Origin of the sequence: Bacteroides sp. Marseille-P8574 (assembly GCF_902825465.1) — a bacterium.
In the GTDB taxonomy this organism is placed as follows: Bacteria; Bacteroidota; Bacteroidia; order Bacteroidales; family Bacteroidaceae; genus Bacteroides; species Bacteroides uniformis.
The window spans coordinates 1,622,901-1,635,455 of sequence record NZ_CADEBE010000002.1 but is presented as its reverse complement, the minus strand read 5'-3'; the positions used below and the strand labels follow the sequence as shown (position 1 = coordinate 1,635,455).

At 44.7% G+C, this 12,555-nt stretch carries 6 protein-coding genes and 1 pseudogene; 6 read left to right on the top strand and 1 reads right to left on the bottom strand.

The genetic code is table 11. The features are described 5' to 3' along the window. The first annotated feature begins 201 nt into the window (after positions 1 to 201). The 5 genes and pseudogenes from HUX74_RS19490 (at position 202) to HUX74_RS19470 (ending at position 9,389) form a co-directional block, all read left to right on the top strand. Entirely contained in the window at positions 202 to 3,405 is a 3,204-nt protein-coding gene (locus tag HUX74_RS19490; protein ID WP_174647255.1) for a TonB-dependent receptor, read from the top strand. Positions 3,406 to 3,412: 7 nt separating this feature from the next. Further along, the gene (locus HUX74_RS19485) at positions 3,413 to 5,278 is read left to right on the top strand and encodes a RagB/SusD family nutrient uptake outer membrane protein (protein WP_138344899.1); all 1,866 of its coding nucleotides are present in this window, start codon (positions 3,413 to 3,415) and stop codon (positions 5,276 to 5,278) included. A 24-nt stretch (positions 5,279 to 5,302) separates the two neighbouring features. Next, positions 5,303 to 6,010, top strand: coding sequence for a DUF3823 domain-containing protein (locus tag HUX74_RS19480; protein ID WP_174647254.1), 708 nt, complete (start codon positions 5,303 to 5,305; stop codon positions 6,008 to 6,010). Positions 6,011 to 6,180: 170 nt separating this feature from the next. Beyond that, complete coding sequence (locus HUX74_RS19475) at positions 6,181 to 8,205, top strand: beta-L-arabinofuranosidase domain-containing protein (protein WP_138344903.1); 2,025 nt, start codon at positions 6,181 to 6,183, stop codon at positions 8,203 to 8,205. Positions 8,206 to 8,523: 318 nt separating this feature from the next. Beyond that, positions 8,524 to 9,389: pseudogene (locus tag HUX74_RS19470) on the top strand (IS982 family transposase). A gap of 18 nt (positions 9,390 to 9,407) precedes the next feature. Here HUX74_RS19470 and HUX74_RS19465 read toward each other — a convergent pair. After that, complete coding sequence (locus HUX74_RS19465) at positions 9,408 to 11,207, bottom strand: glycoside hydrolase family 2 protein (protein WP_174647253.1); 1,800 nt, start codon at positions 11,205 to 11,207, stop codon at positions 9,408 to 9,410. Positions 11,208 to 11,434: 227 nt separating this feature from the next. Between HUX74_RS19465 and HUX74_RS19460 the strand changes: the two genes are divergently transcribed. Further along, entirely contained in the window at positions 11,435 to 12,532 is a 1,098-nt protein-coding gene (locus HUX74_RS19460) for a family 43 glycosylhydrolase (protein ID WP_138344907.1), read from the top strand. Positions 12,533 to 12,555 lie beyond the last annotated feature (23 nt).

Sequence of the window (12,555 nt, the reverse complement as noted above, 5' to 3'; positions counted from 1 at the left end):
TACCAAAAAATAGCAAATCCTGTTCTATGAATGTCATAAATGAATCGGAGAACAGTTTGTGTTATTTATTGACCAATGACTTCCCTGTTTTTTCTGTCGTTTATTGTTGCTTTGCAACACTACTAATAGAAGAAAGCAACTTTACAAGCGAAACTTTTGCTATATTTTGATAATATAACCTTATTAATTAAAAAATGTACTATGTCTAGAAAAGAGCATTTAGTTTATTTAGCAAGTAGTAGGAGAATGTGGAACATATCCTTATGTATGGCTGCATTTTCTTTTTTGCCAAGTACATTCGTTTATGCTACAGCGGACAATCCGTCTGAAGAAATTGTACTGGCAATGAATTTGGTCCAACAACAGCGCACCGTAAAGGGAGTCGTAGTGGATGTAAATGGAGAACCCATCATTGGGGCCAATGTCAAAGCTGTGGGGAGCACAACAGGAACAATTACCGATGTCAATGGAGAATTCTCACTGACCGTGGCAACCGATGCGACTCTTGAAATCTCGTTCATCGGGTACAAGGCCCAAAAAGTGACCGTTGGGGCTTCCAATAAGGTAACTGTGACATTGAAAGAAGACACGGAAGTACTGGACGAAGTTGTAATTACCGGTTTTGGTATGGCGCAGAAGAAAGCTACGCTGACCGGTGCAGTCTCTTCGGTACGTTCGGAGGACATTGCGCGATCTTCGGCCGTTACAGCAGGTGGTGCGTTGGTAGGTAAGATTGCTGGTGTGAATACACGCCAGCAAGATGGACGTCCCGGTGCCGAAACTGCTTTGCAGATTCGTAACATGGGTACTCCGCTCTTCGTGATTGATGGTGTCATCTCTGACTCAGGACAGTTCAGCCAGATGGACTTCAACGATATTGAGTCTGTTTCTGTACTGAAGGATGCATCGGCAGCTCTATACGGTGTACGTGCTGCCAATGGCGTGGTGGTGGTGACTACCAAGAAGGGGGTACGCAACTCGAAGAATACTGTTTCGGTGAACGCTTATTACGGTTGGCAGAAGAACTCCAAGTTCATCAGCCCTGCCGGTGTGAAGGACTATGTACATGCCTATACTACGGCAGAATTTTTTTCGGGACGTCCGGGAGGCGACCGCCGTTATAACAAGGAAGAGTATGACAAATGGATGGCAGGTACGGAGCGTAACTACCAAGGATGGAATTGGAGCGATTATATCTGGGTATCTGCTCCGCAATATTATGTCAATACAAGCTTCTCGGGCGGTACGGATAAGGCAAATTACTATGTAGCCGTGTCTCACATCAACCAGGATGCCACCATCCGCAACTACGGTGGTTTCCGTCGTACCAATGCCCAGATGAACATTGAGATGAATGTAAACGAGCGCCTCAAAGTGGGTGCAAGCATGAACGGACGTATTGAAGACCGCCGTCATCCGGGAGTTCCTGGAGCTGATGATACTTGGTTGCCGCGTTTCGCTACGATGAAGAATCAGCCAACCAAACGTCCGTTTGCCAATGATAATCCTAACTATCCGCAAAAGGTATCAGACCAGGCCGAAACAAATTTTGCTATCTTGAATTACGAAACTACCGGTAAGGTTTCCGATGTATGGCGGGTGATTCAATTGAATGGTACAGCTGAGTATGAAATTTTGAAAGGGCTGAAGTTCAAGGGAATGTTGGGCTACTACTATGCTTATAATGAACTGGATAACCAGGAATATACTTATGAACTGTATGGTTACGACGAAAATAGTGATTCGTATTACGTGACTGACCGCATGGCTAACCCTTACCGTGAACGCAACCGCGAAAAAGTGGAAGATCAGTTCTCTAACTTTCAGTTGAACTTTGACCGCAAGTTTGGCGATCACTCCATTGTGGCCGTGGCAGGTTTCGAGGCCAGCCAGCGCAAGCGTCCCCGCATGTGGCTCCACTCTACGCCGGTTTCCAACAGTATGGATTTGATTCGCTTGAAGGAACTTGTAGAGTTCAATGATGATGGCGACCGCACGGAGGCCCGTATGGGATATTTGGGACGTATCAACTATAACTATGCCGACAGGTACTTGGTAGAACTGATTGGCCGTTGGGACGGTTCGTGGAAATTCCGTCCGGGACATCGTTGGGGCTTCTTCCCCTCTGCCTCTTTGGGATGGCGTGTTTCGGAAGAAAACTTCTGGAAAGAGAGTAAAATAGGTAATATCGTTACCAACTTCAAGTTGCGCGGTTCGTATGGTGAAGTGGGTGATGATGCTGTGGCCGACTATTCTGCCTTCGATTTCTTGCCGGGTTATAACTATAACAGTGGCGGTGCTGTGCTTGATGGCAACTGGGGGGGAGGTACGTCTACTCGTGGCTTGCCTAACCAGACTTTGTCATGGATGACTTCCAAGATTCTGGACCTCGGTATCGACCTTGGTTTCTTTAACAATCGTCTGAACGTGCAGCTTGATTACTTCCGTCGTATTCGCGAAGGTATCTCCGAATCTCGTTACGATGTATTGATTCCGAGTGAAGTGGGCTTTGGCTTGCCGAAAGAAAATTTGCGTTCGGATATGCACCGTGGTTTCGATGCTTCAATCGGTTGGACCGACCATATCAACGATTTCAACTACAGTGTGGGAGCCAATGTCACTTATTCGCGCTTCTGGGATTGGGAACAGTATAAACCCCGTTTCAGCAATTCATGGGATGAATATCGCAACAGCATCTGGCATCGTGTGGGCTATGTGAACTGGGGATATGAGGCTGTGGGCCGCTTCAATAGTTGGGAAGAAATTGCTAACTATCCTATTGACAACGACCGCAAAGGTAACCGTACAGTAGTTCCGGGCGATATCAAGTACAAAGACCAGAATAATGACGGTGTTATCAACTATCTGGACGAACGTCCCATCGGTTATCGTGTAGACAGTACGCCAACCCTGAACTTCGGTATCAATTTAGCGGCTTCCTGGAAAGGTTTCGACCTTGCCATGGACTGGACCGGTTCGGGAATGACTTCGTGGCAGCAATGCTATGAGACGGCCCGTCCCTTCCAAAACGATGGTAATAGCCCCGATGAAGTGTTGAAAGATGCCTGGCATCTGTCCGACATCTGGGATGCCAACAGTGAATTGATTCCGGGCAAATATCCGATGCTCCGTCTGAATTCGGACGAAACCAGTGCTTACGACAAAAGTACCTTCTGGCTACACAATGTGCGCTATATCAAGCTCCGTAACCTGGAGTTCGGCTATACGCTACCCAAGAATTGGCTGGGACGTAGCGGTATCAGCAACCTGCGTGTGTTTGTTTCGGGTACCAATCTGCTGACCCTCTCCAATCTGTCGGTAATGGATCCGGAATGTGTTTCGGATAACGGTTTGGACTATCCGCCGATGAGAGTGATAAACCTTGGTGTTAATCTTAAATTTTAAGTAAGCAATGAAAAAAAGATATTTGTTTGCAGCCGCGGTTGCTGCAATGTTGTCAATGAGCAGTTGTAGCGGTTTCCTGGATACGAAGCCCGATACGTTGCTGACACAGGATCAGACTTTCGGTGACCCTGAACTGGTGAAATCGGTATTGGCCAACTTTTACGGTCGGGTGACCATCGGCCAGCGCATCGATGATTGGGATCAGTGGACTATGCTGGATGAGGTGATTCATTATGATACGAACGATGACCAGAATATCGATCGCAACAAGTGGCGCAATTATGATTATACGCTGGTGCACGACCTGAACCAGTTCTTGGAAGCTATCAAGCCCTCTGCCGCTGTGGATGAGGCGACCAAGACGGCTTACATGGGTGAAGTGCGCTACATCCGCGCATGGCTCTATTTCTGTATGGGACGTACTTTGGGCGGTGTGCCCATTGTAGGCGACCAGGTATTCGACTATACGCCCGGCATGGACATCACGACACTGCAAGTGCCCCGTTCTACGGAAGAGGCTCTTTATGACTATGTCATTTCAGAATGCCAGGAAGCAGCCCGGATGCTTACTAAGGATACCAATAGAAATTCTGCACGCGCCAACTATTGGGTAGCGAAGATGCTTGAGGCTCGTGCGGCGCTGACTGCAGCTTCACTTGCTACTTACAACACGGTAGAAGCACATCCTCAGTTGCGTACTGCTGGTGGTGAGGTCGGCATTCCGGCTTCGCGTGCCAAGGATTATTATGAAACAGCTTTGGCTGCTGCCAAGGAGGTGATTGAGAATGGTCCGTACACTCTGATGCGTGCCAAAGACAATACACCGCAGGCTTATGCCGACAACTTCTACAAGGCCGTGTGCCAGAAAGACGGCAATACGGAAGTTATCTGGACACGCGACTACGTGTCACCGGGACAAACTCACGGATTTACGAAAAACAATCTGCCCAAAAGCATTGAGCAGGATACCGGAAGCGACCGTCTCTCTGTACTTCTGAATTTGGTAGAGGCATTCGAACCGATAAACGCTCCCGAAGAACAGAGAGGAACGACCGTGCCGTTCGAAGTTGGTACACCGGATAATCCACGTTTCTTCGATGATCCCACTGAACTTTTCCTTGAACGAGATCCGCGTTTGATGGGCTCCATCATCGTACCGGGCAGCACTTTCGACAGCAAAGTGATTGAAATGCAAGCCGGACAGTTGAGGAAAGAGAATGGAAACTGGGTTGAACTGACAGGTGCACGCAATTCGCACGATGATAGCGGCAACCTGATTACAGCCAATAACGGTCCGTTCGGAGGAAACGAGCGCGAGATAAACCGTACAGGATTTTATGTACGCAAGTACTTGGATGCCACTCCGTCGGCAGGTACCATCGGTAGAGGATCAGCTATGTGGAATGTTTATTTCCGTATTGCCGAAGCTTATCTGATTGCTGCCGAAGCAAGCTGGGAGCTGTCGCGCAATAATAGTGACACGGAAGCATTGAAATACATCAATGAGGTTCGTTCACGTGCAGGTGTATTGCCTTTGACAATGATTGACCACGAACGAATCATGCACGAGTATCGTGTAGAGTTGGCCTTCGAAGGAGGTCGCTGGTGGAATCTGAAACGCTGGATGGAAGCAGACAAGATTTGGACTGGAAGCGAAGATACGCGTACATCAAAGCGTCTGGGCTTGTGGCCTTACCGTGTAGTGGCTCCGGGCGATGTGAATAATGGTAAATGGGCGTTCATTGAGAAAGACATGCAGAAATTGGATTTGTGGCGTCGTCCATTGAAATGTACCGATGTGCAGTACTATTCTGAAATAGACAATGGTTGGATAAACAACAATCCGAAGTTGGTGAAGAATCCCTATCAATAACTTTAAAAAGAAGAAACAAAGAACATGAAAACGATATCTAAAGTTTTTTCAGCTATTCTTTTAACGGCTTTGACTCTTACGAGCTGTATGAAGGATAATTATGATGAACCTACTTCTTTTATCAGAGGAAGAGTGGTTTATAAAGGCGAACCTTTGCAACTGTGCGGAAACGAGGCGGTGAGACTGCAACTGTACCAGCGTGGCTATGCGAAGCACGATCCGGTAGAAGTATTCGTCAACCAGAACGGTGAGTTCTCCGTATGTATTTTCGATGGTCAGTACCAACTGATTACCAAGGACGGAAACGGTCCTTGGAGCCCTGCCGGACGTGACACGATAGAAGTAAGCCTGCGCGGACATGCGGAAGTGGATGTGGAGGTGACTCCTTATTACTTGGTGGACAATGCGCAAATGAGTTTGGACGGCAACAAAGTGAATGCTTCGTTTACGGTGAACAAGATTGCAGGCACAGGCATTGACCGTGTGTTTGTCATGTTGGGCACTACCCAATTCTTGAGTGACGGCGAACACAATGTGGACCGTTACGATGAAATGGATAACATGGGCAGTTACGATGAAACCGGGAAAACATATACTTTTGCTACAAAAGATTATACGAATCATCAAATGTTTCAGACGGCTCTGAAAAGAGGGACTTTGTTCGGTCGTATCTGTATATGGCCTAAAGGTTCTGACCAAGGAATCTATTCCGAGGTATTCCGCTTGAAATAATTGTCTTGTCAGATAAAGATTGTTGAATAGGGGGGAAGAGGGTGCCGGTTTTGCCCTTTTTCCCCTTCTTTGGGTTCGTCCGGCATGAACGTATTCTGACAGATAATAAGTGTTATTAGTTGTGATAGCGACATAGAAAAATAGAGTTTTGTTTTTAATGAAAATAGTAAATGAATAAATCATATATCCTTGCATTGGCATTATGTGCGGCCTCTTGTTCTTCAGTAACATCCTATGATGAAGCCCAAATGCTCAATGTCATTCCCACAGAGAAAGTTAATATAAATTATGTCAGTAACCGTGCGCCGCTACAGCCCATGCGGTTCATCAAACTACCAGTCGGCAGCATTCGTCCCGAAGGTTGGGTACGAACCATGCTGGAATTACAACGCGATGGTCTGAACGGACATTTAGGCGAAATCAGTGCTTGGCTGCAGAAAGAAGACAATGCGTGGCTGAAGTCCGGTGGTAAATGGGGCTGGGAAGAAGTCCCCTATTGGCTGCGGGGATATGCCGAAGTGGCCTATTTGCTGGAAGATGAAAGAATGTTGAAGGAGGCGAAGACATGGATTGAAGCGATTCTGGGCAGCCAACGTGCAGACGGGAATTTTGGTCCCTATATCGAAGTGAACGGCTCTCAGGATTTTTGGTCAAATATGGTAGCATTATGGATTCTTCAATCTTATTATGAATATTCTTCGGACGAGCGAGTCATTGATTTCATGACCCGTTATTTCCACTATCAACTGAGCGTGCCGGATGAAAAGTTCTTGTCGTCTTATTGGGAAAACAGTCGTGGTGGTGATAATCTCTGGAGTGTGGTTTGGCTTTACAACCGTACTGGTGATAAAGACTTGCTGAAATTGGCAGAAAAGTTGCATCGAAATACGGCAGATTGGACAAAATCAACCGAACTCCCGAACTGGCATAATGTGAATGTTGCCCAGTGCTTTCGTGAACCGGCCACTTACTACCTGTTCAATGGTGAAAGGAAGTATTTGTCGGCAAGCTATAATGTACAGAGTTTAATTCGACGTACATTTGGACAGGTACCCGGTGGAATGTTCGGGGCAGATGAAAATGCCCGCATGGGGTTCTTTGACCCTCGTCAAGGAACTGAAACCTGTGGCTTTGCCGAGCAGATGGCTTCGGATGAAATTATGCTTTTGATTACCGGAGATACTTATTGGGCAGAGAATTGTGAAGATGTGGCTTTCAATAGTTTTCCGGCTGCATTTATGCCGGATATGAGGTCGCTTCGTTATATTACCTCACCAAACATGGTGATGAGCGATAGCGAAAATCATAAGCCCGGCATTGACAATGCCGGGCCATTTTTGGCCATGAATCCGTTCAGTAGCCGCTGCTGCCAGCACAATCATGGCTTCGCATGGCCCTATTACGTGGAACATTTGATGATGGCTACACCAGACAATGGAGTGGCAGCCGTCCTTTATAACAGTTGTGATGTAACGGTGAAAGTGAGTGATTGTGAAACGGTGCTCATTAAAGAGCGGACAGATTATCCGTTCGATTCTCACATCTCATTTACAATAGAGAGCAATAAAACGGTAGCTTTCCCCTTTTATATTCGTATACCAAGTTGGACGAAAGCTGCGGAAGTGAAAGTAAACGGAAAAAAAATAAATGCCGATTTTGCAGAAGGAGAATATTTACGGATTCAACGCGAGTGGGAAAACGGAGATTGTATAGAAGCGGACTTCCCGATGGAAATATCTTATAGAACATGGCAAGTAAATAAAAACAGTGTCAGTGTAGATTACGGTCCTTTGACTTTGTCGTTGAAAATAGGAGAAAAATATGTAAAAAAGAATAGTACGGAAACGGCTATTTGGGATTCCCAGTGGCAAGAAGGAGCGGATGTGGAAAAATGGCCTTCATACGAAATCTATCCGGAAACTCCGTGGAACTATGCCTTGCAAATCAATTCAGGGGTTATGTTGAAGGAACACAGAAAATTGGAACCGAAGGTTAATCCATTCACTTCAGAGAATGTGCCTCTGATTTTTCAAGCAAAAGGAAGAATCGTTCCAGATTGGTCGGTAGATGAATACAAACTTTGCGGTGTACTGCCGGATGAGTGGTCGGCAAGGTCGGAGCAGGTTGATGATATTGAACTTGTGCCGATGGGAGCTATGAGGTTGAGGATTTCTGCTTTCCCAACATGCAATTAGCAGCTAAAGATTTATGTCCCGGCTATTTACGGCTTTGAGAGGAGTGAAAACCTTGTTTTAATCTTTCCTCCTCTCTATTTCTTCTTCTTTTCTTTTTTACTGTTTTTAAGTATACGACACCTGGATGTCGTAACACTTAAAATATACTTTTTGTAACCTAAATAGCTAAGCGAGCCTTAATTTAACGTGAGTTCGATATAAGAATAAATATCTTTCACTTATAATTAGAAACATAGCGATAAAAGTATTAAATTATAGTGCTCAATTATAACATTTAAACGATTACCACTATGTTTCCAGAGTCTAAAGTTACATTGTATGGCCGATGATTTTTGCAAGGAATTTACATTTCAACAGGAAAAATATATGATTGAGGATAAGAAGACCAAGCATCGTAACAACCCCAACCGTATGAGTGATGCAGAGATTATGGTTATTCTAATCCTGTTTCACTCCGGTGGTTTCCGTTGTTTCAAGCATTACTACAAGGAGTATGTCTGTAAACATCTGAAACACCTTTTTTCCGCGTCATGTTTCTTATAACCGTTTTATAGAACTGGAGAAGGAAGTATTGCTTCCCATGACCATCTTCATCAAAAAAAGTCCTGCTGGGAACCTGTACCGGCATCAGTTTCGTTGACTCCACTCCCTTACGTGTATGCCGTAACTAAAGAATCTTGATTCATAAGACATTTGAAGGGCTTGCCGAGCGTGGAAGATGTTTTATAGGATGGTTCTTCAGATTCAAGCTGCATCTGATAATCAATGACAAAGGAGAGATCCTCAATTTCATGTTCACGCCTGGAAACGTGGATTACCGGGAACCGTTGAAACAGGGTAAGTTTCTGGAAAACATCAAAGGAAAACTATGTGCAGACAAGGGATATATAGGTCAGGCTCTGTTTGAAAATCTTTTCCTGAATGGCATACAGTTTGTTACTAAAGTTAAAAATAATATGAGGAACTCACTGATGAGTATTGCTGACAAGATTCTGCTCAGAAAAAGCACCTTGGTTGAAATGGGCAATGACGAACTGAAAAACATCGCACAGATTGAACACTCAAGACATCGTTCATTCAATAACTTTATAGCCAACTCCTTGTCGGCGGCATACTGCTTTTTTGAAAAGAAGTCCGTCATTGACGTAAATTTTGTCAATGACGGACAACTTGCTATTTTTTGATTTTATTTCGAACCCACGTTATTTAAGGTTGGTATGTGACGAAGGTATCTGTTCAAATATGGATTTGATACGCTTCATGTCCAGTTTAGGAGTGCGATCATAATAATAAACTCCGTTCTTTTCCTGTTCCACATCGGTAAGTTGTGTATAACAAAAACCTACTACATGTTTTGAGTTTTTCAGCGCCTTTATTTGTGAGTCAAGGCGTTTGTAAAACTCTTCTTCTGTTTGCGGGATGTTGCCGTATCCCCACGAGTTTTTACGTTCTTCGGCTTTCATCCATCCGATTCCTCCGAACTCATCTACCATATACGGTTGTCCTTCGTACACAGCCAAGAAATTCTTATTGGCATTGCGATATGGCTCTTTTCCGTCTTTGAACTCTAACTGTTCTTCCAATTTGTTTCCCTCCTGTGTGTAGTTGTGCACACTCCAGATGTCGGTAAGTATGTGGTCATCGCCACTGGCGTCATTTATAGGCCGTGTGGCATCCATGCTTTTGGTGACATTATACACATCGCGAATCAGGCGCGGATAAGTACTTTCCCTGCTTCCCCATGTCTCGTTGAATGGAGTCCATGTGACAAGAGACGGATGGTTACGGTCGCGGGCTACTATGTCGCTCCATTCGCTGATGAAGTTTCGCACGGCAAGTTCGTCATTGATGTCCATTCCCCAACTTGCGCTTTCGCCCCATGTGATGTAGCCTAATTTGTCTGCCCAGTAATAGTATCTTTCTTCGAATACCTTTTGGTGAAGACGGGCGCCATTGAAACCTGCGCTTTTTCCAAGCATGATGTCATTCTTGAGTGCTTCGTCGGACGGAGCTGTCCATATACCGTCAGGATAGTATCCCTGGTCAAGTACGAGACGTTGGAAGTAAGGCTGGTTGTTGAGGTAAAATATGCCGTTTGCCGTATGTACCTTTCTCATTCCCGCGTATGAATGAACTTCGTCCACTACGTTACCCGACATGTCTTTTACTCTATAAATTAGGTCGTACAAAAATGGAGATTCCGGTGACCATAATTTCGGCTTCTTCACCGGAAGTACTATACATGCCGAGTTAGAGCATTTTACTTCTTTTCTTGCTATGATTTTGTCTTCGTCTTTAAGTACCACTTCCAAGATGTTGTCCGATTCGTTATGGAACTCTGGGAGTATTGAAAGTTGGTTTTGGTCTATGTCGGGACGTACGACAGACGATTTCAGTCCGTTTTTATCTACCGCTTCAAGCCAAACTGTTTGCCAAATGCCTGTAACACGAGTGTATGAACATCCCTCGGAGTGGTATCGGGAGCATTGCTTTCCTCCGGTTTGCTTTCCAGAGCGCAAATTGTCCTTCACATGGACTACAAGGTTGTGCGTGTTTCCCGGAGTGACAAAGCGTGTCAAATCTACGGAAAAAGAAGAACTGCCTCCCCAGTGTTCCTGCACGCTTTTTCCGTCAATGTAAATCTCGGACCAATAGTCTATCGCACCGAAGTTCAAGAATATCTTTTTATCCTTCCAGTTTTCCGGTATTGAAATCTTTCTTTGATACCACATGCAATTGATGAAATCGGTGTGTGTTACACCTGACAATTTGCTCTCGGGACAAAACGGCACGGTTATATCCTTGCCTAGATGTTCGGAATTGTATAACTGGCGGTTTTCTCCCGATTGCCCGAAGTCGAAATCGAAAGTCCACGTACCGTTCAGGTTAATCCACTGCTCGCGTTCGAACTGAGGGCGAGGATACTCTTTTCTGGGTAAAGTCTCAGCATTACCAAACTGCGCCATCAATAGGAATATGGCGACAACGATAAGTTTTTTCATTGTTCTTGATTGTTTTAAAATGGTATTAATCATATTGAAAGTCTTTTCAATTTCCACATAAGGATTTCTCGACTACAAATATTCCCCAAAGAATCAACATGTAAAGCCATATACTGATTTATAAAAGAAAAAAACTGTTCAAAAAGCCCTATTTATACGTTTTTTATTACTTTTGTGTGCGTCTTTTGATATTGATAGCAGCTCATTTCATTAAATCTAATCTTGATATGCGTAAAAGTTTAGTCTTTGCTATAATCATGGTGATATGCAGTGTGACTTCATGCCTGCATAAAGTTTCAGAAAATAATGATTGCGTTTCGAACACGTTTCAAAATCCCATTCTATCCTCAGGGCATAATCCGCAAGCTATTTTTTATAAAGGAAAATATTACTATACGCATGAAACGAACGATAGGATATTGCTATGGGAAGCCGATGATATAACAGACATGGGAAATTCTTTATGCAAAGAAGTGTGGAGACCGAAAGAAGATGTGGGAAGGCACAACTTATGGGCACCGGAGATACATAGGATTAATAATAAATGGTATATATATTATGCCGCGGATGACGGTAATACCGACAACCATCAGATATTTGTGCTTGAAAATGATGCAGAGACACCAATGACAGGAGAATTCAAGCAAAAGGGACCGATTATTTCCAATATAGATTGGAACTGGGGAATACATGCGTCAACGTTCGTGCATAACAACACGCAATACCTTATTTGGAGCGGATGGTCTCAACGAAGAGTGATGGAAGAGACTCAGTGTATATACATAGCAAGCATGAAAAATCCGTGGACACTCAGCAGTGAAAGGGTGATGATTTCAGAGCCTACATTCAGTTGGGAAAGACAATGGATAAATCCTGATGGCAGTAGGACGGCCTACCCGATATATGTCAATGAAGCTCCATATTTTATAAAGTCGCTCAATGGCGACAAGTTGTTTATCTTGTATTCGGCAAGCGGATGTTGGACACCTTACTATTGTGTGGGATTATTGCACTGCGATGCGGATGCCGATTTGTTGGCTCCGGTTTCATGGGTCAAGGAAAAGGAACCGGTATTTTCTTTGTCTATGAATGATAGTGTATGGGGACCTGGCGGCGCTTCGTTTGTTCCATCGCCCGACAGCAGCGAGTGGTACGTGTTGTATCACGCCAGAAATCTGCCCAATGGAGTAATCGGCAGTGGCGAACTGAGGTCGCCACGAATACAGAAAATATCATGGGATGAAAGAGGTTTCCCGGTTTTAGGTACTCCTGTCAGCCTGAATAAGCGTATGCAGAAACCCTCGAACAAGAGTAAGCAGGATTAAGCGTGTATGGGGGATTATAATGC